Source organism: Mycobacterium sp. NPDC049093 (assembly GCF_040704635.1).
Taxonomy (GTDB): domain Bacteria; phylum Actinomycetota; class Actinomycetes; order Mycobacteriales; family Mycobacteriaceae; genus Mycobacterium.
Map to the genome: position 1 here is coordinate 154,693 of NZ_JBEZJS010000009.1, position 23,460 is coordinate 178,152.

Consider the following 23,460-nt stretch of genomic DNA (forward strand, 5'->3'; position numbering starts at 1 on the left):
GCGTCGACGCCGGACCGGTGGGCGCCTAGTGGTGCCGTCCGAATCGGAAATGGCGATGACGCGATTTGTTCGATTCCGCGACGGTGTCAACCTTCTGGCTCATCTTCGCCACCAGTTGTTCGATGAAATCGGCGTTGGCCGTAGTGCCGCACACCTGGGTCTGGACCACCACGTTGTGTCGCGGTGCCATGCCGAAGTGGCATACCCAGCCGTTGGCGTCATCGCTGAGGTCCGTTGCGTACGACACGACCACGCCATCGCTCTCCGAGACGTCACCGATATGCCAGGGCCACGGATCTTCGTCTGGAAAGGTCTGGGTCACGTCCTGGCCCACGCATTGCTGCCATTTGCCTCGAATGTCCTCGACTACCTTGCGCGCGGTCTCGGTGTCGGGATAAGCGATCACCGCCTGGTCGAACAACACTTCCTGCCCGGCCTCGTTCCCTTCGGGGGCTTGCAGGAACTGCCGGCGTACCGCCGTCGAACCGGTGTCCTGGTACCAGCCCGCCGTGGCCGGATCGCCGATCACGCACGGATCGTTCCCGCGCTCGGTGTCCCAGGTGGACTGAACGGCGCCGTCGTCGTAATTGGGGTCGCCCACGAGCGACGGGGTTCCCAAGATGTTGCCTGCTTCGGCAGGCGTCAGCAGGGTGCGCTGCAGAGCGGAATCCTTGACCGTCTTGGTCTGCTCCCCGGTGCCGAGGAAGTACATGAGTCCCGCCACGAGTAGGGCACACACCACCACTCCCAAGATGACCCAGGCGACGGTCTTGTTGCCACGCCGCGGTGCGGGTGCGGCCGGGGGCATGGGCGCGGGCGGCCAGGGCGGCGGCTGAGGCGGCCACGGGCTTTGCGGTGGATACGTCATGGTGGCCGAAGCGTAACGGTCGACGGGGCCCGCAATGAGCGTCAACCGCCGGATACGCTCAGATTGTCTCCAGTGCCGACCGCCAGGCAGCCAGTTTGCCCTCGAAGCGCATGGTCTGGGCGGGACTGGTCGAGGGAGCCCGCAGGCTGGGCAGCGGGGGAGTGCCGACCAGGCGCCGGTAGTTGGTCTCCGCGGCAGCGCCGTTGAATACCAACCGTTCAACGGTGGGGTGGGCGGCGAAGAATGCCGCAAAGTCGTTGGGCACCATGCTGTCCCGCTCGACGGCCGAGTCGAGGCTGCCGACTCGACGGCAGGACCGGAGCACATCCCAGACCGCGACGCGGTGCGCGCACAGTGCACTCACCCGGTCCGGATACGGAGCAGCGGCATCGAACCCGAACAGCGCCCCGGCGATTCGCCAGAACGCGTTGCGTGGATTGCCGTAGTACTGGCCCGAGGCCAACGACATCACGCTCGGCATGTTGCCGAGGATCAGCACTCGGGGCAGCTGCCCGACGAGGGGGTCCAGCCCGTGCAGGAGCTCCGACACCCTCGCATGTATACCCCGCGCACACGCGGGCGCCCCGAACGGCGTGGGGGGAGTCACGTTCGGGGCGCCATGTCGTAAGTCGTCAGCTCAGGTGATGGACCTCCTGCAGTCCGTACACCGGCGTGTCCAGGCCTTCGTAGCGGGCCTTGAGCTGCAACGCCAGATACAGCGAATAGTGCCGGGATTGGTGCAGATTGCCGCCGTGCAGCCACAGGTTGGGCTGTTGGGTGGGCTTCCACATGTTGCGTTGTTCGCCTTCCCATGGACCGGGGTCCTTGGTGGTGCCGGAGCCCAGACCCCACACCTTGCCGATCCGGTCGGCGACTTCCTGGCTGATCAGGTCTGCCGCCCAGCCGTTCATCGATCCGAACCCGGTGGCGTACACCACGACATCGGCGGGAAGTTCGGTGCCGTCGGCCAGGATCACCGAGTCTTCGGTCAGCCGGTCGACCTCACCATGGGCGAGTTTGATGCTGCCGTCGGCGACCAGTTCGCAGGCGCCGACGTCGATGTAGTAGCCCGAGCCGCGGCGGAGGTATTTCATGAACAGGCCGGAGTCGTCGTCGCCGAAGTCCAGGTCGAACCCGGCGGCCTCCAGTCGCGCGTAGAAGTCCTTGTCGCGCTGGCGGATCGCGTCGTAGATGGGCCGCTGGAAGTCGGCCATGATGGCATACGGCAGCGATGCGAAGGTCAGATCCGCCTTCTCGGTGGTCATTCCGGCAGCCACTGCGCGTTCCGAGTACAGGGCGCCCAGACCCAGCTCCATGAGCGACTCCGACTTGACGATGTGGGTAGAGGATCGCTGGACCATCGTCACGTCGACGTCGTTCTCGTACAACGCCTTACAGATGTCGTGGGCGGAGTTGTTGGCGCCGATCACCACGGCGCGCTTGCCGACGTATCGGTCCGGGCCGGGGTGGTGGCTGGAATGGTGCTGCTCGCCCAGGAACACTTCCTGGCCCGCCAGCGTGGGGATGTTGGGCTTGCCCGACATCCCGGTTGCCAGCACGAGCTGCACGGGCCGCAGGGTCACCGCTTCGCCGTTGCGATTGACCTCGACGGTCCATCGCTTTTCGGCTTCGTCGTAGGTGGCAGACAGGCAGGTGGTCGAGCTCCAGTAGGGCACTTCCATCACCCGGGTGTAGAACTCCAGCCAGTCGCCGATCTTGTCCTTGGGGGCGAACACCGGCCAGTTCGTCGGGAAGGGCAGATACGGCAGGTGGTCGTACCAGACCGGGTCGTGCAGGCACAGCGACTTGTAGCGTTTGCGCCACTGATCGCCGGGGTGTTCGTGTTGATCGACCACGATGGCGGGCACACCGAGTTGGCGCAGCCTGGCGCCGAGGGCGATGCCGCCCTGCCCACCGCCGATGACCAGGGTGTACGGCTGTTCGGAGTAGCCCAGGGTCAGCTCCTCGTCGAGACGCTTCTCGGACCACGAACGGGTGTCGGGATCTGAGCCGTGTGTTGCGCCCAACGGCCGGTTGGTGCCTTTGCGTTCCTCGTGGCCCTTGAGTTCCTGCAGCGTGGTCAGCAGGGTCCAGCCCAGTTCGTCGCGCAGCCGCAGGTGGCCCTTGCCGCGACCCGCCGAGGTCTCGAATTCGATGAATGCCGAGGTGATGACGTGCTCGCCGTCGAAGTCCTCGGTGGGGGTTTCCGCCGTCCGGAATCCCGAGGGGTCGGTGTCGTTCAACCGCGCGGCCAGCATTTCTGTGATGCCCTCGTGGCCCTCGACGGTCTTGAGGTTCCAGGTGAATGCGACCAGATCCCGCCAGAAGCTGTCGGTCGCGAACTTCCCCACGACGCGTTCGATGTCCCGGTCAGCGAGCGCGGACTCGAAGTCGGCCAGCCAGGTGTCAACCCGTTCCTGGGGTGACAGTGTGGTCAGCGGTGCGGCGGTGGTCTGTGTCATGTGGCCCAGCCCACACCGTGTCAAAGACCGCAACAAGGGTTGCACGGGGTTGCATCCGCACAGGCATTTGCGTGCGAAAAGACCTGCGGGAAGACATCGCAACGCCTTGCAACCCTTACGACATGCAGGGGCATGGGCCTAGAAACATCCACCATGAAAGCAGCCGTGTACTACGGGCCGAACAAGGTCGAGATCGCCGATGTCCCGGAGCCCGACCCCACCCCCGGCACCGTCAAGATCAAAGTCGGTTTCAATGGAATCTGTGGCACTGACCTGCACGAATATTATGCGGGCCCGATTTTTGTGCCCACCGAACCGCATCCGTTGACCGGCAGGCAGTTGCCGCTGACCATGGGGCACGAGTTCTCCGGAACCATCACCGAGGTGGGCGCCGGTGTCACCGGGTATGCACCCGGCGACCGGGTAGCGATCGAGCCCATTTACCGATGCGGCAATTGCGCGCCGTGCCGGGCCGGCACCTACAACATCTGCCAGCAGATCGGTTTCCACGGACTGATGTCCGACGGAGGCATGGCCGAGTACACCGTCGTTCCGGCCGACATGTTGCACCGACTGCCCGACAACGTGTCGCTCGAGCTGGGCGCGTTGGTCGAACCGATGTCGGTGGCCTACCACGCCGCAACCCTCGGGGAGGTCGGTCCGCTGCACACCGCCGTGATCTTCGGGGCCGGACCGATCGGCATCGGGCTCTGGTTTGCGCTGCGCGGCAAGGGGCTCGACGAGGTGTTCGTGGTGGAGCCGTCGCCCACCCGGCGTGCGGCGATCGAGACGCTCGGGGCGAGGACCCTGGATCCGACCGCTACCGATGTTCCCGCGTTCATCGCCGATCGCACCGACGGCCGGGGTGCCGACGCGGCGTACGACGCCGCCGGGGTCGCGCCGGCGATCGCCGCGGCGACAGCATGCGTGGGGGCGCGCAGGCCGACGATCAGTGTTGCGATCTACGAGAAACCGCTTGCGACACCGCTGCTCAACCTGGTGATGAACGAATCCCGGATCCAGGGCTCACTGTGCTACACCTCGGCCGACTTCGAGGCGGTCATCGATCTCATGGCGCAGGGGCTGTACGACCCGAAGGGGTGGGTTACTCCCATTGCCATCGACGACGTGATCGACGAGGGATTCGAGGCTCTGCACGCAGGTAAGAAGATGAAGGTTCTGGTCGACCCGAGCGCAGGCGCATCGTGACATCGCAGGGCAGGGTGGCCCGAAATAGCTGACAAAGCAAAAACATTCGAGCGTGTAGCCGATCCTCGGGTGGATTTGACGTGACGGTTAGTTTGTGGATCGGTGGGTTGTCGTGGCGTCATGTTGTGATGTGGAGCACAATCGGCGGTGATGGCTGGTTCGTCGGTACCTGAGCCCGCGGTTTCCTCCGGTGAGGACCCGCGGCGTTACGCGATGCTGTTGTCGGCCGTCTACGACGCGACCATGTCAGGTGACCGGGCGCCCGCGCGTCCGCGCTCGGTGATCGAAGATTCCTGGAACCGGTTGCGGGCCAAGGGGATCAACCCCGACCAACACATCCCGCCTCGCGTCGAGACCACCGGACTGGACTTGCTCAGGCAACAGTCGGGACTGATGTCGGTACTCGACGAGGTCACGCGCGGGCTCGAATCGGTGATCGAAGAGGGCGACAACATCCTGGTCATCGCCGATGCCCGCGGTCGGGTGCTGTGGCGGTCCGGATCGCCGCGGGTGCTGGGCCTCGCCGACCGGCTGGGTTTCATCGAGGGTGCGTCGTGGAGTGAGAACGCGGTGGGCACCAACGGTATCGGCACCGCGCTGGCCTCCCATCGTGCGGTGCAGATCTTCTCGGCCGAGCACTTCCTGCGCAGTCACCACCCGTGGACGTGCGCCGGCGCCCCGATCCGCGATCCGCGCACCGGGCAGGTGATCGGGGTGGTCGACGTGTCGGGCCCGGCTCCGACGGTGCACCCGACGACGGTGGCCCTGGTGGATCTGGTGGCGCGGCTGGCCGAATCCCAGCTCCGCGAAGCGCACGACCGAACGTTGAACCAGCTGCGCACCGTCGCCGCGCCGATGCTGGCCAGGGTGGGGGGTCCGGCGCTGGCGGTCGACGCCGAGGGATGGGTGGCGGCGGTCGCGTCATTACCCATGCACAATCGGATCCTGTTACCCGAGAACGGTTTACCCGGCCGTGTGTGGATCCCGCCACTGGGCATGTGCGATGTGGAATCGTTGCCGGGCGGGTGGCTGGTCCGGGTGGTGGACGACGCCGAGTCCACTGCGGCGCCATCGAAGGTCATCCTCGACCTGCGCGACGGGGAGCCGTCGCTGGAGATGGCCGGCCAGTTCGGCAATTGGCGGCGCAGCATCTCCAGCCGTCATGCCGAGATCCTGCTGGTTCTGGCGACCAGCGAGCAGGGCCGGTCGGCACCCGAACTCGCCGAGGATCTCTACGGTGACCGGTCGCGAGTGGTGACCGTGCGTGCCGAAATGTCGCGTCTGCGTAAGCAGTTCGCCGGCCTCGTGGCGGGTAGGCCCTACCGGTTCGGGGATTCGGTGGTCGTGGACGTTCGGTACCCACAGGACATGTCGATGCTGCTCACCGCGTCGACGGCTCCGGCGGTTCATGCGGTGCGCGGTATACCTTGACCTGATGACGGCCGACCCCACACTCCTGGACGGACTCGACGGCGAGGCCGGCGCGCAGCGTGCCGAGCTGGTCGAATGGCTTCTGGCTCGCGGCATCAGCGCCGACCAGATCCGCCAGGCCGGCACCCCGATGCTGCTGGCCTCGCGCCGGGTGGCCGGAGATGACGGCACCTATGTGTCGACCCGCGAGATCAGCGAGCAGACGGGACTGGACGTCGAGCTGGTGCAGCGGTTGCAACGGGCGATGGGGCTGGCGACGGTAGAGGATCCGGACGCTGCCGTGCTGTTGCGGGCCGACGCAGAGGCGGTGGGCTTCGCCGAGCGCTTCCTGGAACTGGGTATCGACCCGGATCAGATCGTGCAGATCACGCGGGTGCTCTCCGAGGGGCTCAGCCGGGCCGCCGAGGTGATGCGCTACGCCGCGCTGGCGGCAGTATTGACACCGGCGGCGACGGAATTGGAAACCGCCAAGGCCAGTGAGGCGTTGGTGGCCGAGGCGGCCCCGCTGATCGGTCCGATGATCTCCGACATGCTGTTCGTGCAGCTGCGTCATGCGATGGAGACCGAGGCGGTCAGCGCATCCGAGCGGGCCGAGGGGGTTCCGCTGCCTGGTGCTCGGCTGGTCACCATCGCGTTCGCCGACATCGTGGGGTTCACCCGGCTGGGCGAGGTGGTGCAGCCCGAAGACCTTGAGCGGCTGGCGAATCGGCTGGCTGAAGCGGCCCACGAGGTGGCGGTCGGACCGGTGCGGTTGATCAAGACGATCGGCGATGCGGTGATGCTCGTCAGTACCGACGCGGCGGCGCTTCTGGATGCGGCGCTGCGGTTGGTGGCGGTCACCGAAACCGACGAGGAGTTCCCGCGGCTGCGCGTCGGGCTGGCGACCGGGCCTGCGGTGAGCCGGGCCGGTGACTGGTTCGGTGGTTCGGTGAATCTGGCCAGCCGGGTGACCGGAGCGGCGCGGCCCGGGACCGTGCTCGTGGCGGAGTCCACCCGGACCGCGGTTGGCGAGGGGGACCGGTTCAGCTGGTCGTTCGCCGGAGCCCGCCATCTCAAGGGCGTCAAGAACGACGTCAAGCTGTTTCGGGCCCGGATCGCGTAGACCTTTATCGAATCTTCATCGAACGACTAGGACAGCCACATCGAGCCTGGGGAACCTTGAGGCATGACGAAACTGATGATGCTGGGCGCCGGCGCGGTGGTGGCGGCGGCCCTGGTGGCCGGGTGTAGCAATCAGTCCACCGACGGGGCGGCCGATGCGACCACCGCCACCTCGGCGACGGCGGCGAGCCCACAAGCGCCGGGTGAAGCGGACAATTCGGCGCACAACGACGCCGATGTGATGTTCGCCCAGCACATGATTCCGCACCATCAGCAGGCGGTCGAGATGAGCGACGTGCTGCTCGCCAAGCAGGGCATCGACGCGCGGGTGACCGAACTGGCCACCCAGATCAAGGGCGCTCAGGCTCCCGAGATCGCGCAGATGCAGGGCTGGTTGACGCAATGGGGGAACCCCCCGATGCCGCCGATGCCGCAGCAGGGTCACGGCGACATGGGCCACGGCAACATGGGGCAGGGCGACATGCCCGCGATGCAGGGCATGGTGTCGGAGGCCGACATGACCGCGCTGCGCAACGCCCAGGGCGCCGAGGCCGCCAAGCTGTACCTGACGCACATGATCGCCCACCACGAGGGCGCGATCACCATGGCTCAGGATGAGATCAAGGACGGTCAGTATCCCGCTGCGGTCGAGATGGCCCACACCATCGTGAAGACGCAGCAGCGGGAGATCGACACCATGCGCCAGATTCTGGGTTCGCTTTAGCTGGTCGGCAGGATGATCGTGAAGGTGGTCCCGGTACCCGACCCGGTCGCCGGGCTGGTCACCTCGATCCGTCCGCGGTGCCCTTCGACCAGGGCCTTCACGATCGCCAGCCCGATGCCAGACCCGCCGTGGTCGCGGTCGCGTGCGGTGTCGGCCCGGTAGAAGCGTTCGAAGACATGGGGCAGGTGCTCGGCGGGGATGCCCTCGCCGGTATCTGTCACGGTCAGCCTGACGTTGCCGCTCTCGGGGCCGGTGGTGGCGCCGATCGTCACCTGTCCTCCGGCCGGGGTGTGTCGCAGCGCGTTGTCGAGCAGGTTGCCCAGAATCTGGGCCAGCCGGTGGGGATCGGCCCACAGCGCCGGCAGGTTCTCGGCGACCTGGGACCGCAACGTCACGCCCTTGTCGTCGAACCGGTCCTGCGCTGCGGCGACGGCGGCGGCCACCACGGTGTGTGTCGCCACCGGTACCGGGGTGATGGTGGCCGGGCTCTCCTCGGCCTTGGCCAGGGCGGCGGCGTCGCCGGCGAACCGGACCAGTCGGTGGGTCTGCTGGCGCAGCATCATGACGGTCTCGGGGTCGAGGGTTCTCACGCCGTCCTCGATGGCCTCGAAGTAGGCCTCCAATACCGAAACCGGGGTGCGGATCTCATGAGCAAGATCGCTGAACAGCCGGCGGCGGCCGGCGTCGACAGCCTCGAGTCGTCCGGCCATCTGGTTGAAAGAGCTGGCCAGGGAGTCGAATTCGTCACCGAGATGTGCCGGTGGCACCCGCGAGTCGTAGTGGCCGTCGGCGATGGCCGTCGCAGCCCGGGTCACCTCGGTCAGGGATCGCTGCAGCCGCCTGCCGACATACCAGGTGACGATCAGCGCCGCCAGTATCGCGACGCAGGACGCGACCGCGATCGAGATGGCCGTGGCGTAGACGTAGGCCTCCTCGGCGTGCATCTGCTCGGCCGAGTCGCCGGAAACCCCTGCGCGGTGCAGATGTTCGCGGAACAGCGGCGGCCCGACGATGGCGGCCACCAGTCCGGTGGTGCCGGCGCCCGCAACCAGTACCAGGGCCTGGGCCGACAGCAGCCGGGTGCGCAGGCCGACGGTCATCGCTGGCCGTCCTGCCCGGTGCCCATGCGGTATCCGACGCCGCGCACCGTGATCACGTACAGCGGGTCGGCCGGGTCGTCGCCGAGTTTGCGGCGGAGGTGACCGATATGGACGTCGACGAGGTGTTCGTTACCGACATAGGTGGTTTCCCATACGGATTCGAGGAGTTGACGACGGCTCAGTGCCACTCCGGGTCGGGCCGACAGGGCGGCAAGCACGTCGAATTCGGTGCGCGTCAGCATGATCGGTTCGTCGTCGAGGAAAACCTGGCGGCCGTCGACGTCGATGCGCAGGGCGCCGAACACCCGGCCGTCGACCGCCGCGGGGGAGGAGACGCGGGGCCGGCGCAGCATGGCCCGCACTCTGGCCACGAGTTCCCGCGGGCTGAACGGTTTGGTCATGTAGTCGTCGGCGCCCACCGACAGACCGACGATGGTGTCCATCTCGGTGTCGCGGGCGGTCAGCATCACCACGTAGGCGTCGGAGAACGTACGCAATTGCCGGCAGACTTCCACGCCGTCGATGCCGGGCAGGCCGAGGTCCAGGATCACCACGTCGGGGTCGACCTCACGGGCCAGGCGCAGCGCCTCGGCCCCTTCGTGGGCGACGGTGACCTCGAATTGGTCGCGGGTCAGATAGCTGGCGATGACCTCGGCGAGCGGGGCTTCGTCGTCGACCACCAGGGCCCGGTAGCCACCCGGTATGTGCTGCATCAGCCCATAGTGCAGGAGTGAGGCGGGGGCCATGGGAAATTCATACCCTAGGGGGGTATAGTATGAGGCGACTGCCAAGCTGGTTCAGGAGGAAATTGATGAATACCCAGACTGTCACCGTCACCGGCATGACTTGCGGGCACTGCGTCACGTCGGTGCGTGAAGAGGTCGGCGGCATTCCCGGCGTGCGCACCGTCGAGGTCGATCTGTCTACTGGGCTGGTCACCATCGACAGCGACAACCAGCTCGATCCGTCCGCCATCAGCGATGCGGTCGCCGAGGCCGGCTACGCCGTCGCAGGCTGAAACTGCCGTCGATCATGAGTGCGCCGCAGAAGCTCATCGGGTTCGTCGTCGGACTCGTCGTGGTGTTCGTCGTATCGTTCGGGATCGGCTCGGCGGTCACGCCGAGCAGTGCCCCGGCCGCCGGCCACGACGCCGGTCACAACGAGGCGTACACGCTTCAACTCGATGAGGCTGCGCTCCCGTCCGGTGCTGCGGTGCCGCTGCGGTTCCGGATCGTCGACGGCGCAGGCGCGCCGGTGACCGAGTACGTCGAGAGCCACGAAAAGTTGCTGCATCTGATCGTGGTGCGGCGCGACCTCACCGGCTATCAGCATGTGCATCCGGTGCTCGACGAATCGGGCACGTGGAGTGTTCCGCTGAATCTGGCCGAGCCCGGGGACTACCGGGTGTTCGCCGACTTCGTGCCGGGTGACGGTCGTGCGGTCAATCTCGGCGCGGACCTGACCGTCGCCGGTAGGTACCAGCCGCAACCGCTGCCCGCGCCTGCCGACAGCGCCACGGTCGACGGGTATACGGTCACCCTTGCCGGGGTGGCCAAGGCCGGGCAGCCCTCGGAGCTGACCCTGTCGGTCAGCCGGGACGGTAAGCCGGTCACCGACCTGCAGCCGTACCTGGGCGCCTACGGGCACCTGGTTGCGCTACGCGCGTCGGATCTGGAGTACCTGCACGTCCACCCGATGAGTGATGCCGCAGACCCGGCCACTGCGCCGGGCCCCCAGATCGCCTTCCACGCCACACTTCCCAGTGCCGGTGAGTACCGGTTGTTCCTGGACTTCAAGCACCGCGACGCGGTGCACACCGCCGAATTCACCGTTGAGGGGGCACCGTGAGCACCGCGACCGGCCACGTCGTACTGGAGATCGGTGGGATGACGTGTGCCTCATGTGCCGGACGCATCGAGCGGAAGCTCAACAACCTCGACGGCGTCACCGCGACGGTCAACTTCGCCACCGAGAAGGCTACCGTCGACGTCGCGGGTGAGGTGACGCCCGAACAGCTGATCGAGGCCGTCGAAACTGCAGGCTACACAGCACAATTGCCGGCTACAGAGTCGGGCGAGCACCATCCCGAGGACGATCCGACCGCGGCGCTGCGCACCCGGCTGATGGTTTCGGCGGCGCTGACCATCCCGGTGGTGGCCATGGCGATGGTCCCGGCGCTGCAGTTCACCAACTGGCAGTGGCTCTCGCTGACCCTGGCCGCGCCGGTCGTGGTGTGGGGCGCGCTGCCGTTCCACCGGGCGGCGTGGACGAATCTGCGGCACGGCACCGCCACCATGGACACGCTCATCTCGATGGGCACCATCGCGGCATTCGGCTGGTCGCTGTACGCGCTGTTCTGGGGTACCGCGGGGATGCCGGGCATGACGCATCCGTTCTCGCTGGCCATTTCGCAGACCGACGGCACCGGCAACATCTACCTGGAGGTCGCCGCAGGCGTCACCACCTTCATTCTGGCCGGGCGGTACTTCGAGGCGCGTTCCAAGCGGCGTGCCGGCGCAGCCCTGCGCGCATTGCTGGAGCTGGGCGCCAAGGACGTCGCGGTTCTCCGAGACGGTGCGGAACAACGCATTCCCATCGAGTCACTGTCTGTGGGCGACGAATTCGTAGTCCGGCCCGGCGAGAAGATCGCCACCGACGGTGAGGTGGTCGAGGGCTCGTCGGCGGTGGATGCCTCGATGCTCACCGGCGAATCGGTTCCGGTCGAAGTGGGAGCCGGCGACCAGGTGGTCGGTGCCACGGTCAACGTCGGCGGCCGGCTCGTGGTGCGCGCCAAGCGGATCGGATCCGACACCCAGCTGGCCCAGATGGCGCAGCTGGTCGAGGATGCGCAATCCGGAAAAGCGCAGGCGCAACGCCTGGCGGACCGGGTGTCCGCGGTCTTCGTGCCGATCGTCATCGCGCTCGCGGTGGGCACGCTCGGGTTCTGGTTGGGCACCGGCGGATCGGTCGCCGCGGCGTTCACCGCCGCGGTGGCGGTGCTGATCATCGCCTGCCCGTGCGCGCTGGGCCTGGCCACCCCGACCGCGCTCCTGGTCGGTACCGGCCGTGGCGCCCAACTCGGCATCCTGATCAAGGGGCCCGAGGTTCTCGAGTCGACCCGCCACGTGGACACCGTGGTGCTGGACAAGACCGGGACGGTGACCACCGGGGCGATGACACTGCTCGACGTGATCACCACCGCCGGTGAGGATCCCGCAGAGGTGCTGCGGCTGGCCGGCGCGGTCGAGGACGGCTCCGAGCACCCGATCGCGCGGGCCATCGCCAAGGGCGCCCGTGACAAGCTGGGCGAGCTGCCCTCGGTCGAGGATTTCGCCAACGTGGCGGGCCTCGGGGTGCAAGGTGTCGTCGATGGCCACGCCCTCGTGGTCGGGCGACGTCAACTGCTCGCCGACTGGGGACAGCAGTTGCCCTCGGACCTGGACACCGCGATGCGCGAGGCGCAGGGTCAGGGCCGCACGGCCATTGCCGTGGGGTGGGACGGACAGGCGCGCGCCGTGCTGGTGGTGGCCGACGCGGTGAAGCCCACCTCAAAGGAGGCGATCGAGCAGCTGCGCACCCTCGGCCTTGAGCCGATCATGCTGACCGGCGACAACGAGGCGGCAGCGCATGCGATCGCCGAACAGGTTGGCGTACATGAGGTTTACGCGGAGGTACTGCCGCAGGACAAGGTCGACGTCATCAAACGGCTGCAGGACGAGGGTCGGGTGGTGGCCATGGTCGGCGACGGTGTCAACGATGCCGCGGCGCTGGCCCAGGCGGACCTCGGCCTGGCCATGGGGACCGGCACCGACGTGGCGATCGAGGCCAGTGACCTGACCCTGGTCCGCGGTGATCTGCGGGCCGCCGCCGATGCCATCCGGCTGGCCCGGCGCACGCTGGCCACCATCAAGGGGAATCTGTTCTGGGCCTTCGCCTACAACGTCGCGGCGTTGCCGCTGGCAGCGGCCGGACTGCTCAACCCCATGCTTGCCGGTGCGGCGATGGCGTTCTCTTCGGTGTTCGTGGTCAGTAACAGCCTGCGGTTGAGACGTTTCCGATGAAGTGGCTCGCAGCCTTGATGGGGATCGTCCTGTGGGCGGCCGCCTTTGCCGGGCTGGTCCAGATCACGAATCACGATCACCCGGCGCATCTGCCGCACCCGGTCGCTGCGGCAATCGGTGTCGACGGCGGTGAGTTGACGTTCGACCATCCTCATATCGGCGACGATGCCGCTTCGCATATGCCGGACGGATTCACCGCCGCCGTGCTTCCGAGGAATTACCTTGCCGTGGCGGCATTCTCGATGGTTGTTCTCATCGTCGGCTGCGCGGTGCTGTGCGGGTGTGCCGCCGAGCGGGCGCCGCGGGGCCCACCTGACCGTCATCGGATCCCACTCGCCGGGCAAGCACTTCTGCTGCGGATCTGTATCGCACGCCGCTGACAGACAGCGTCTTGACGCTGTCCAGGTCAGTCGCCGCGCTCTGCGCGGTCCGATACAGAATCGACGAATCCATGAACCATGCCCTGTCCACCCGTTCATTCCACGTTCTGCGCCGAAACCGTGGGCCCAACACCATGGTCGGCCACACTCCTACCCTGTGGGTGTCCACTCCGTTCGCCGATCCCGGGCGCGGATTCTGGGCCAAGCTCGAAGGCTTCAACCCCGGCGGGATGAAGGACCGCCCTGCCATGCACATGGTGGAGCAGGCCCGGGCTCGAGGTGACCTGCAACCCGGTGGCCGCATCATCGAATCAACCAGTGGCACATTGGGGCTGGGGCTTGCCTTCGCGGGAACGATCTATCACCATCCGGTGACCCTGGTGACCGATCCGGGCCTGGAGCCCATCATCGAGCGCATGTTGACCGCGTACGGTGCCGAGGTTTCAACCGTCACCGAACCACATCCCACCGGGGGCTGGCAGCAGGCCCGGCGGGACCGGGTGGCCGAACTGCTGGCCGCCGACGACACTGCCTGGTACCCGGACCAATACAACAACCCGGACAACGTCGAGGCCTACCGGCCGCTCGCGTTGGAACTGAACGCCCAGATCGGCCGGGTCGACGTGCTGGTCTGCTCGGTCGGTACGGGCGGGCATTCGGCCGGCGTGGCGCGGGTGCTGCGGGAATTCAACCCGGACCTGCGCCTGATCGGGGTGGACACGATCGGCTCGACCATCTTCGGGCAGCCTGCCGCAACCCGCGTCATGCGCGGCCTCGGCTCGAGCATCTATCCCCGCAATGTGGACTACGGCGCGTTCGACGAGGTCCACTGGGTGGCTCCGGCCGACGCGGTGTGGGCTGCCCGGACGCTGGCGTCGACGTACTACGCCAGCGGGGGATGGAGCGTCGGGGCAGTCGGTCTGGTGGCCGGCTGGGCGGCGCGAAACCATCCGCCGGCCACCACGATCGCTGCGGTGTTCCCCGACGGTCCGCAGCGGTACTTCGACACGGTGTACAACGACGACTACTGCCGCGATCTCGGCCTGCTCGATCACCAACCGGCCGATGAACCCGAGACGATCGACACTCCAGGCGATCGCGTGGTGCAGTCCTGGACCCGCTGCGAGACGGTCACCGACCCGACGGCGGTGGCGCAGTGAGGGGACTCATCACACAGTTCCGCAGTTTCGACCTGCCGAGTCGGCTGTTGATGGTCAACCAGTTCGGCATCAACCTGGGCTTCTACATGCTCATGCCGTACCTGGCCGGTTATCTGGCCGGGCCGCTCGGCCTGGCCGCGTGGGCGGTGGGGCTGGTGCTGGGCGTGCGGAATTTCTCTCAGCAGGGCATGTTCATCGTCGGCGGCACGCTGGCCGACCGGCTGGGATACAAGCCGCTGATCGTCGCGGGGTGTCTGTTGCGCACCGGGGGGTTCGGGCTGCTCGTCGTCGCGGACTCGCTGCCGGCGATGCTCATCGCCTCGGCGGCAACAGGTTTCGCCGGAGCCCTGTTCAACCCCGCCGTGCGGGCGTATTTGGCCGCCGACGCCGGTGACCGGCGGGTCGAGGCCTTCGCCACCTTCAACGTGTTCTACCAGGCCGGAATCCTCTTGGGTCCGCTGGCCGGAATGGCGTTGCTGGCCTTCGATTTCCGGGTGACGGCCGGGGTTGCGGCCGGGGTGTTCGCGGTGCTGACCGTGGCTCAGTTGCTGGCCCTGCCGCGGCACCGTGCCGCGCCTGTAGAGCAGCGGAGTTCGGTGTGGGAGGACTGGCGCAGCGTCGTCGCCAACCGCGGGTTCGTGATGTTCGCAGTGGCGATGATCGGCTCTTACGTGCTGTCGTTCCAGGTGTATCTGGCATTGCCGCTGCAGGCGGCGCAGCTTCGCCCCGGAAACGAGACCGCACTGGTGGCAGCCATATTCGTGGTATCAGGTCTGATCGCGGTGGGTGGCCAGTTACGGATCACGCGGTGGTTCGCCGACCGCTGGGGGCCGCGGCGCAGCCTGGTGGTGGGCCTGCTGGTGCTGGCGGCGGCCTTCGTTCCGATGGCGGTGGTGCCCGACGGTGACCGGTTCGGGCCGGCCGCTGCGGTGGCGGCACTGCTCGTCTCGTCGGCGCTGCTGGCGCTGGGCTCGGCCGCGGTGTTCCCGTTCGAGATGGACACCGTCGTGGCGCTGTCGGGCGATCGACTGGTCGCCACCCACTACGGGTTCTACAACACCGTTGTCGGCGTCGGGATCCTGCTGGGCAACCTGGCCACCGGTTCGCTGATCGGCGCCGCGCGCGCCGCGGACCTGGCCGAGCTGGTGTGGCTGGGCCTCACAGCGATCGGGCTGGTGTCCGCGGCGGCGCTCTACGCGTTGACGAGGGACGGCGGGAGGCTGGCGCCCGCGTCGCTCACTGCATCGGAACGGTGACGCCCTCCGAAGGCTGCACGATCACAAATCCGTTGCCGTGGAACGAGACCTGCACGGCCTCGCCGGAGCCCCGGCCGATCAGCGCACCTGCCTTGAAACTCGTCTTGAGCTGAGTCTGAAGGTGTGCCGACCAGGCCACCACGGCATTGGTGTCGGCGTAGGTCGGGGCTTCGGCGGCGTCGAGCACGACCGGTGGGCCGTCGGTGGTCAGCGCCACCCATCCGGTGCCGCGCAGTGTGGTGTTGAACAGGCCGCCGGTGGCGATGCTGCCGCCGCGGACCCGTTCGATGTTCCAGTCCAGGCTCGACGAGAAGGCCAGCACGTTCTTGCCGCTGATCGACAGACCCGAGTTGGACAGCTGCAGCAGGTGTACGTCGAAACCTTGATCGGCCAGGAACACATCGCCGGAGCCCTGGCAGCGCATCAGCGGAAGGCCTTCACCGGTCAGGGCCTTCTTGATGAACTTCGATGCGCCGCCGCCTTCGAAGGCGAAGTCGACGTTGCCCTGGTAGGCGACCATCGAGCCCTGCCGGGCCATGAACGGGTCACCCAGACGGACCCGCAGCATCTTGCGGTTCTGGTTGGCGATCGGCGTCGCCTCTTTCTCGCTGAACCGGCCGTCGACGAGTTCGCCGCTGATGCCGGCGAACCCGCCACCCTGGGGCTGCTGGGCCTGAACCTGTGCCTGCTGCGGCTGCGGTTGCTGGGCCTGCTGTTGCTGCGGCGCTGCTCCCATCGGCGCGCGGCCGGCCTGGCCCTGATGGGATACCTGATCGGTCCAGGATTGTCCGTCCCACCACCGGTATTCGTAGCGGCCCTCGGGATCAGGCAGCCAACCGGGTTGCGGGGTTCCGTTCACAGTCATCGCCTCAGGCTACAGATGGAGCACCGCTCTGAGCGGTGTCGCTACGAACGGGGCCAACCCCTGGCATTCTGGTGCCATGGCAAAGGAAATCGACCCGCTCCGTGCCCAGGGTGCGCTCGCGGTCTTGAAGCAGCACCCCGGCATGGTGCTGTTCGCGGTGTCACCGGTGATCATCGTGCTGGGCGCCGTGTGGTGGATCGCCGGCCCGGGCTGGGCGGGGTTGCTGCTGGTCGCCCTGGTGCTGGCGGGTGGAGCCGCACTGCTGCTCAAGCGCAACTAGACCGGAAAACCAACAATTGGCGTTCGCCGGTGGTGAACGCCGTCCCACCAGCGGTGTAACGGTGTAATCATGTAATCATGACTAAACACCAACACCATCGCCGGTCTGCGGATGAGGCCGCCGAGTGGTTCGCGGGCCGACTGCCCGACACCTGGTTCACCGGCGATCCGACCGTGATCGTCGACCGTGAAGAGATCACCGTCATCGGCCGGCTTCCTGATCCGGACGAAGCCGAGACCAAAGCCCGGGCCTCCGGGCGGGCCTCGCGGTTCCGGGAGGAGACGCGCAGTGAGCGCATGCGCATCGCCGACGAGGCGCAGGGCCGTTTCGACCGGAAGGTCTCCTGGGGCGTGGAAATAGGCACCCAGGTGGGCGACGGCGACGAAGTGGAGCGAATCTTGTTCACGCACATCGCCGTACCGGTGATGACGCGGCTCAAGCAGCCCGAGCGTCAGGTACTCGACACCCTGGTCGATGCCGGTGTGGCGCGGTCCCGCTCGGACGCGCTGGCCTGGTCTGTGCGCCTGGTCGGTCAGCACACCGAGGAGTGGCTGGACAAGCTGCGTGACGCCATGAAGGCGGTCGACGATCTACGTGCCGAGGGTCCCGGCGCCTAGAGTCGCTCGACTCCCACGTAAACCGAGCCCAGTGCCGAGGTCTGCGACAGCGGATCTATCGATGTCCGGTCGGCCAGCAGGTTGCGGTTGACCCCGTAGGTGTCCGGCGGGCCGCCATGAGTGGGGTCGAATACCCCTGAGCCCCAACCATGATCGAGCACGACGACCCCGCGACGCGGCCGGTCGCTGAGGGCTGCGGTCACCTCCAGCCGTCCGGTCGGTGAGAACACCCGAACCCGGTCGCCTGACGCAATGCCCAGCGCGGCGGCGTCCTCCGGGTGCAGCAGTACCTCGTTTCCCTTGCCGTCCGGATGCAGGCCGGGCAGTTCGTTCAGCCACGAATTCATCGAATGCCGTCGGCGCCGGTTGCCCAGCAGGAACGGGAACTCCTCCGGTGCTTCGGGATCCGGCGTGGCGAGCAGTTCACGGGTTCGTGCCACGAACTCGGCGGGAGCCGCATGAACCTTGTGGTCCGGGGTGCGCAACGCCTCGCGGAAGCGGCCGAACTGCCGTGGGCCGAGCACCAGGCCGTGCGGATGGGCTTTGAGCTCGCGCCAGGTGAGCTTGTGCCCGTCGACCTTGCGCGAGGTCAGGATGATCAGCCGGTCCAGCCAGTGCGGCCCGAAGGCCAACCCGGGCCGTCGGGTTCGCTCCGCCAGCCGGCGGGTCGCGCGGATGAACCCGTTGAAGCCCTTGGCACCGAACAGCGGGCGGCGCATCGCCAGCGCCAGATCGGTGAATACCCGCCACTCCTCGCGGGCGCCGGCCGGTGGTTCGACGGCCTTCCCGCCGTACTGCACGTACGGCTCGTCGTGCATACCGCTGGTGAAGGCCAGCAGATCGTCGCGTTCGAGCCAGTGCGCCGCGGGCAGCAGCCAGTGCGCGTGCCGGTGGCTCTCGCGCTGCACCAGATCGATGGCCACGAGCAGGTCGAGCCGGCCCAGGGCCTCGTCGAGCCTGGCCCCGTCGGGCCCCGAGATCACCGGGTTGCCGGAATTGATCAGCAGGGCACGGATCTGGCCGCGACCCGGCGTGGTGATCTCGTCGGGCAGCTCGGCCAACGCGTGGGCCCCGGCGACCAGCTCACGCCCCGCCACCCGGCTGGTGTGCGGGCGGGTGGCCGCCAAACCCGCCAGCCGCAGCGTGTCGACGTAGCCCGGCTCGAAGCGACGACCACCCGGACGGTCCATCCGCCCGGTGATCAGATTGAGCACATGCCCGAGCCATTCCGCCACGGTGCCGGCGGCGTGGAGCGAGACCCCGGTGCGCGTGATGGCCATCGCCCCTGGCGCCGAGGCGAATTCGCGAGCCACCCGCTCGATCACGTCACGAGCGACGTCGCAGCGTGCCGCCAGGTCGTCGAGGTCGGCTCCGGCGGTCAGCGCACGTAGGTCCGCCACCCCGACGGCCAGCTCGGCACAGTCGGTGCGGTGCTCGCGACCCTCGTCGAGGATCACCTTGACCATCGCCAGCAGCAGCGCCCAATCCGTACCGGGGCGCACGGGCAGATGGAGGTCGGCGGACTGCGCGCTCTCGGTGCGGATCGGGTCCACCACGACGATGCGGGCGCCCCGCTTCTGGCGGGCCAGTGCCCGGCGCCAGCCGCCCGGCACCGATTCCACCCAGTTCCACGCGCTCACAGCCGGATTCGCGCCGATGATCAGGAAGTAGTCGCAGTTGTCGACATCGGAGACGGGCACCATCAATGGCGAGCCGTACATGGCTTCGGCCACCACGTGCAGCGCGTTCTGGTCCACCGAGCCGACCGCGTAGCGGTTGTACGTGCCGACGGCGTCCAACCAGGCATTCATGAATACGAGGTTCGAGGACGAGTAGCCGGCCGGATTGCCGTAGTAGGCGGCCACCGCATCCGGGCCCCCGGCGTCGATGATCCGGTTCATGCGCTGGGCGATGTCGCTGATCGCCTCGTCCCAGCTCGCCTCGACGTAGCCGTCACCTACCCGGCGCATCGGCGCCACGATGCGCCGCGGGTGCTCCACGACCTGGCCGGCGGTGCGGCCCTTCGCGCAGAAATCACCCCAGGTGTGTGGGTTGAGCTTGTCGGGGCCGATCTTGACGACGCGATTGTCCTCGACCGTCACTTCGAGGCCGCAGGAGGCCAGGCAGTACCGGCAGAACGTGTGCACGGTACGGGTCGTCATTACAGTGACACTACAATTTGTAATGGAATTGTGGTGCTAAACCTGCGTCATCTCCCAGTACCGACCGTGCCGCGACATGAGCTCTTCGTGGGTGCCGCGCTCGATGATCCGGCCGGCGTCCATCACCAGGATCAGGTCGGCATCCCGGATGGTCGAAAGCCGGTGGGCGATGATGAAACACGTCCGGTCCCGGCGCAATTCGGCCATCGCCTGCTGGATCAGGAGTTCGGTGCGGGTGTCCACCGCGCTGGTGGCCTCGTCGAGTACGAGCACCTTCGGCCGGGCCAGCACCGCGCGGGCGATCGTGATCAGCTGCTTCTCACCGGCGCTGATGGCACCGCCGTCATCGTCGACCCGGGTGTCGTATCCGTTCGGCAGGGTGTGCACGAACCGGTCCACGTAGGCTGCCCTGGCCGCCTCGATCACCTCGTCCTCGGACGCGTCGGGCCGGCCGTAGGCGATGTTGTCGTAGATGGTGCCGCCGAACAACCAGGTGTCCTGCAGCACCATGCCGATCGAGGACCGAAGCGATTGCCGGCTCACCGTCGAGATGTCCACACCGTCGATCAGGATCCGGCCGGAATCGACGTCGTAGAACCTCATCAGCAGGTTCACGCACGTGGTCTTGCCCGCGCCGGTGGGGCCGACGATCGCCACGGTGCGGCCCGGCTCGGCCACCAGTGAGAGGTCCTCGATCACCGGGGTGTCCGGCAGGTAGCCGAAGTTCACGCGCTCGAATTCGACCCGGCCGCTGCGGATCTCGAGGGCGCTGACCGGTTCGGAGGACTGTTCGTCGGCGTCGAGCAGTTCGAAGACCCGTTCGGCGCTGGCGATTCCGGACTGCAGCGTGTTGTACATCCCGGCTACCTGGCCCAGCGGTTGGTTGAACTGCCGCACGTACTGGATGAACGCCTGGATGCTGCCCAGCGTGATCTGTCCGGTCGCCACCTGCAACCCGCCCACCACGGCGACGGCCACGTAGCTGAGGTTGCCGATGAACATCGTCGTCGGTCCCACGAGTCCAGAGAAGAACTGCGCCCCGATGCTGGACCGGTAGACCTCGTCGTTGAGTTCGTCGAACTTCCGCTGGGCGGCCTCCCGGTGTCCGAAGGTCTTGACGATCGTGAAACCGCTGTAGGTCTCCTCGATGTGGGCCGCGAGCCGGCCGGTGTTGCGCCACTGCGCCACGAACAACGGTTGCGACCGACGGGTGATCCAGCGGATCGCCCACAGCGCCAGCGGCACGGTGACGACGGTGAGCAGGGTCAGCAGTGGCGAGATGGTCAGCATCATCACCAGCACCGCGAACACGGTCAGCACCGAAGTCAGTAGTTGGCTGATGGTCATCGACACCGAGCTCTGCATGTTGTCGATGTCGTTGGTGACCCGGCTGAGCACCTCGCCACGCTGCCGGGAATCGAAGTAGGACAGTGGAAGTCGGTGCAGCTTGTCCTCGACGTCGGCCCGCAGCGCCACCATGGTGCGCTGCACCGTGATGTTGAGCAACTGCGCCTGCAGCCAGACCAGCACCGCGGCAAGCAGATACAGGCCCAGCGCCAGGGCCAGGGTGCGGGCCACCGCGGCAAAGTCCACCCCGTGGCCGGGAACCACGTTCATTCCCGACAGGAGGTCGGCGAACGTCGTGTCGCCGCGGGCCCGGGCGGCCGCTACGGCCTGCTCCTTGGTCAGGCCCGCAGGTAGTCCGCGACCGATCACACCGTTGAACAGCAGATCGGTGGCGTGCCCGAGAATCCGGGGGCCGATCACGCCGATCGCGATGCCACCCATTCCGAGCAACACCACCGAGATCGCCAGGCCACGTTGCGGCACCAGGCGCCTGAGCAGCCGAAGGGCCGATCCGCGGAAGTCGCGAGTGCGCGCGACCGGTGCGACAGGCGTGCCCGAGCGGCGCAGCACGTGGCCGGTCATCGCGGATCTCCGGCAGTGATGGCCTGCGACGCCGCGAATTCGGCGTAGGTGGGGCAGTCGGCGAGCAACGACTCGTGCGTGCCGATGCCGACGATGCGGCCGTCCTCGACCACCACCACCTGGTCGGCCTCGATCACCGTCGAGATCCGTTGCGACACGATGACCACGGTGGCGTCGGCCGACACCTCACGCAGCGCGGTGCGTACCCGGGCATCGGTGTGCACATCGAGGGCTGACAGCGCATCGTCGAACAGGTAGATCGCGGGCCTGCGGATCACCGCACGTGCGATCGCCAGCCGTTGGCGCTGCCCGCCCGAGAAATTGATGCCGCCCTGGGCCACCAAGCGGTCCAGCCCCTCGGGGTGGGCCGCCACGAAGTCGTCGGCCGCCGCGATCCGCAGCGCCTCCCACATCTGTTCGTCGGTGAGTTCCTGTCCGGGCGCAGCGCCGTAGCGCAGATTCTCGGCAATGGTTCCGGAGAACAGATAGCCGCGTTGGGGGACCAGACCGATCGACGACCACAGCTGTTCGAGGCCCAGTTCACGCACGTCGACGCCGTCGACGCGGACCGCGCCCGAGGTGACGTCGTAGAACCTGCAGATCATGGCAAGCAGGGTGGATTTGCCGGATCCGGTGGATCCGACGACAGCGGTGGTGGTCCCGCGCTCCACGCGCATCGAGACCTGCTGCAGCACCGGGCGATCGGCGCCGGGATAGCTGAATGACGCGTCGTGGAACTCGATCTCGCCGGCTATGGACACCGGTCGGACCGGGTCGGGTGGGCTGGTGATCTGAGGCCGGGTGCCCAGCACACCGCTGACCCGCTCGGCGCAGACCGACGCGCGCGGAAGCATCACTGCCAGGACCGTCGCCATCAGCACGGCCATCAGAATCTGCATGAAGTAGGCCAGGAACGCGATCAGCGAGCCCACCTGCATGTGGCCGGAGTCGATGCGCAGTCCGCCGAACCAGATCAGCGCAACGCTGGAGACGTTGATCACCAGGGTGGTGGCGGGCAGCATCAGTGCCTGCCACCGACCGGCCTCCAGCGCGGTGGCCGACAGGGACTCGTTGGCGTCGGCGAAGCGGCGCTGCTCGAAGGGTTCGCGCGCAAACGCGCGGATCACCCGGATGCCGGACAGTTGGTCGCGCATCACCCGATTGATGCCGTCGATCAGTCGCTGCATGCGACGGAAGATCGGCATCAGGTGGGTGATGATCCAGAAATTCGCCAGGGCCAGTACCGGAACACTGACCAGGAGCAGCCACGACAGTCCGGCGTCCTGGTGCAGCGCCATCAGGATTCCGCCGATCGACATGATCGGGGCGGTGATGAGGATGGTGGCGGTCATCTGCAGCAGCTGCTGGATCTGGCCGACGTCGTTGGTGGTCCGGGTCAGCAGCGACGGGGCGCCGAAGCGGCCGGTCTCCTCGGCCGAGAACGTGGTGACGTGGTGAAAGATCGCCGAACGCAGGTCGCGGCCGAAACTCATGGCCGCGCGCGATCCGAAGAACACCGCACCGATCGCGCATGCCACCTGCAGACCGGTGACACCGAGCATCACCCCGCCGAGTTCGACGATGCGCCCGGTGTCGCCCTTGGCCACGCCGTCGTCGATGATCGCGGCGTTGACCGTCGGCAGATAGAGCGACGCCAGGGTGCTGATCACCTGAAGCGCCGCGACGATGGCGAGCAGCCGCCGGTACGGCCGCACATACTGTCGCAGCAGCGCCCAGAGCATCTGGCTACTCTTGCACACCGGCCGCTGTGGGTCGTGTCCAGCCGCTGCCGTGTCCGGCTCGGTGAAAGTCCAGGTCAGTCGGTATGCCGGTGTGGGGCATAGGTGTTACAGCT

General features: G+C 67.4%; 21 protein-coding genes. 12 read left to right on the forward strand and 9 right to left on the reverse strand.

The window, feature by feature from the left end:
* Positions 1-25 precede the first annotated feature (25 nt).
* The 3 genes from AB0876_RS29780 to AB0876_RS29790 form a co-directional block, all read right to left on the reverse strand.
* Complete coding sequence (locus tag AB0876_RS29780; protein ID WP_526043696.1) at positions 26-868, reverse strand: sensor domain-containing protein; 843 nt, start codon at positions 866-868, stop codon at positions 26-28.
* Positions 869-926: 58 nt separating this feature from the next.
* Entirely contained in the window at positions 927-1,418 is a 492-nt protein-coding gene (locus AB0876_RS29785) for a DNA-deoxyinosine glycosylase (RefSeq protein WP_491842319.1), read from the reverse strand.
* 82 nt (positions 1,419-1,500) lie between these two features.
* Positions 1,501-3,330 (reverse strand): flavin-containing monooxygenase, encoded by a 1,830-nt coding sequence (locus tag AB0876_RS29790; protein ID WP_526043697.1) that lies wholly within the window; start codon positions 3,328-3,330, stop codon positions 1,501-1,503.
* A gap of 153 nt (positions 3,331-3,483) precedes the next feature.
* Between AB0876_RS29790 and AB0876_RS29795 the strand changes: the two genes are divergently transcribed.
* The 4 genes from AB0876_RS29795 (at position 3,484) to AB0876_RS29810 (ending at position 7,795) form a co-directional block, all read left to right on the forward strand.
* Positions 3,484-4,539, forward strand: a complete 1,056-nt coding sequence (locus AB0876_RS29795; protein WP_491842321.1) for a 2,3-butanediol dehydrogenase — start codon at positions 3,484-3,486, stop codon at positions 4,537-4,539.
* A gap of 150 nt (positions 4,540-4,689) precedes the next feature.
* On the forward strand, positions 4,690-5,970 hold the full coding sequence (locus tag AB0876_RS29800) for a GAF domain-containing protein (RefSeq protein WP_526043698.1): 1,281 nt from the start codon (positions 4,690-4,692) through the stop codon (positions 5,968-5,970).
* Between the two features lie 4 nt (positions 5,971-5,974).
* Complete coding sequence (locus tag AB0876_RS29805; RefSeq protein WP_491842323.1) at positions 5,975-7,072, forward strand: adenylate/guanylate cyclase domain-containing protein; 1,098 nt, start codon at positions 5,975-5,977, stop codon at positions 7,070-7,072.
* A 63-nt stretch (positions 7,073-7,135) separates the two neighbouring features.
* On the forward strand, positions 7,136-7,795 hold the full coding sequence (locus tag AB0876_RS29810) for a DUF305 domain-containing protein (RefSeq protein WP_526043699.1): 660 nt from the start codon (positions 7,136-7,138) through the stop codon (positions 7,793-7,795).
* Here AB0876_RS29810 and AB0876_RS29815 read toward each other — a convergent pair.
* Both AB0876_RS29815 and AB0876_RS29820 read right to left on the reverse strand, forming a co-directional pair.
* Positions 7,792-8,895, reverse strand: a complete 1,104-nt coding sequence (locus tag AB0876_RS29815) for a HAMP domain-containing sensor histidine kinase (RefSeq protein WP_526043700.1) — start codon at positions 8,893-8,895, stop codon at positions 7,792-7,794. The two genes, AB0876_RS29810 and AB0876_RS29815, sit on opposite strands and share 4 nt — an antisense overlap.
* A complete protein-coding gene (locus AB0876_RS29820) occupies positions 8,892-9,608 on the reverse strand; it encodes a response regulator (RefSeq protein ID WP_491842326.1) in 717 nt (238 codons plus the stop codon). Before AB0876_RS29820 ends, AB0876_RS29815 begins: the two co-directional genes overlap by 4 nt.
* Before the next feature lie 98 nt (positions 9,609-9,706).
* Between AB0876_RS29820 and AB0876_RS29825 the strand changes: the two genes are divergently transcribed.
* From AB0876_RS29825 to AB0876_RS29850, 6 genes are all read left to right on the forward strand, one after another.
* A complete protein-coding gene (locus AB0876_RS29825; protein WP_491842327.1) occupies positions 9,707-9,913 on the forward strand; it encodes a heavy-metal-associated domain-containing protein in 207 nt (68 codons plus the stop codon).
* Positions 9,914-9,927: 14 nt separating this feature from the next.
* Positions 9,928-10,743, forward strand: coding sequence for a DUF8832 domain-containing protein (locus AB0876_RS29830; RefSeq protein WP_526043701.1), 816 nt, complete (start codon positions 9,928-9,930; stop codon positions 10,741-10,743).
* Positions 10,740-12,956, forward strand: a complete 2,217-nt coding sequence (locus AB0876_RS29835; RefSeq protein WP_491842329.1) for a heavy metal translocating P-type ATPase — start codon at positions 10,740-10,742, stop codon at positions 12,954-12,956. Before AB0876_RS29830 ends, AB0876_RS29835 begins: the two co-directional genes overlap by 4 nt.
* Positions 12,953-13,336, forward strand: a complete 384-nt coding sequence (gene lpqS, locus AB0876_RS29840) for a putative copper homeostasis (lipo)protein LpqS (RefSeq protein ID WP_526043702.1) — start codon at positions 12,953-12,955, stop codon at positions 13,334-13,336. Before AB0876_RS29835 ends, lpqS begins: the two co-directional genes overlap by 4 nt.
* 71 nt (positions 13,337-13,407) lie before the next feature.
* The gene (locus AB0876_RS29845; protein ID WP_491842331.1) at positions 13,408-14,496 is read left to right on the forward strand and encodes a PLP-dependent cysteine synthase family protein; all 1,089 of its coding nucleotides are present in this window, start codon (positions 13,408-13,410) and stop codon (positions 14,494-14,496) included.
* Positions 14,493-15,752: an MFS transporter gene (locus tag AB0876_RS29850; protein WP_526043703.1), complete on the forward strand. Its 1,260-nt coding sequence runs from the start codon at positions 14,493-14,495 to the stop codon at positions 15,750-15,752. The genes AB0876_RS29845 and AB0876_RS29850 overlap by 4 nt, the downstream gene beginning before the upstream one ends.
* Here the strand turns inward: AB0876_RS29850 and AB0876_RS29855 are convergent.
* On the reverse strand, positions 15,733-16,617 hold the full coding sequence (locus tag AB0876_RS29855; RefSeq protein ID WP_526043704.1) for an AIM24 family protein: 885 nt from the start codon (positions 16,615-16,617) through the stop codon (positions 15,733-15,735). The genes AB0876_RS29850 and AB0876_RS29855 overlap by 20 nt on opposite strands.
* A 76-nt stretch (positions 16,618-16,693) precedes the next feature.
* On the opposite strand from AB0876_RS29855, the gene AB0876_RS29860 reads away from it, so the two are divergent.
* Positions 16,694-16,897: a hypothetical protein gene (locus AB0876_RS29860; RefSeq protein ID WP_055116284.1), complete on the forward strand. Its 204-nt coding sequence runs from the start codon at positions 16,694-16,696 to the stop codon at positions 16,895-16,897.
* Between the two features lie 77 nt (positions 16,898-16,974).
* Entirely contained in the window at positions 16,975-17,514 is a 540-nt protein-coding gene (gene abmR / locus AB0876_RS29865; protein ID WP_491842334.1) for an ATP-binding transcription factor AbmR, read from the forward strand.
* Here abmR and AB0876_RS29870 read toward each other — a convergent pair.
* The 3 genes from AB0876_RS29870 to AB0876_RS29880 are packed head-to-tail and all read right to left on the reverse strand — an operon-like array spanning position 17,511 to position 23,347.
* The gene (locus AB0876_RS29870) at positions 17,511-19,676 is read right to left on the reverse strand and encodes a molybdopterin-containing oxidoreductase family protein (protein WP_526043705.1); all 2,166 of its coding nucleotides are present in this window, start codon (positions 19,674-19,676) and stop codon (positions 17,511-17,513) included. The genes abmR and AB0876_RS29870 overlap by 4 nt on opposite strands.
* 36 nt (positions 19,677-19,712) lie before the next feature.
* Positions 19,713-21,605 (reverse strand): ABC transporter ATP-binding protein, encoded by a 1,893-nt coding sequence (locus AB0876_RS29875; RefSeq protein WP_491842336.1) that lies wholly within the window; start codon positions 21,603-21,605, stop codon positions 19,713-19,715.
* A complete protein-coding gene (locus tag AB0876_RS29880; protein WP_526043706.1) occupies positions 21,602-23,347 on the reverse strand; it encodes an ABC transporter ATP-binding protein in 1,746 nt (581 codons plus the stop codon). The genes AB0876_RS29875 and AB0876_RS29880 overlap by 4 nt, the downstream gene beginning before the upstream one ends.
* Positions 23,348-23,460: the final 113 nt, after the last annotated feature.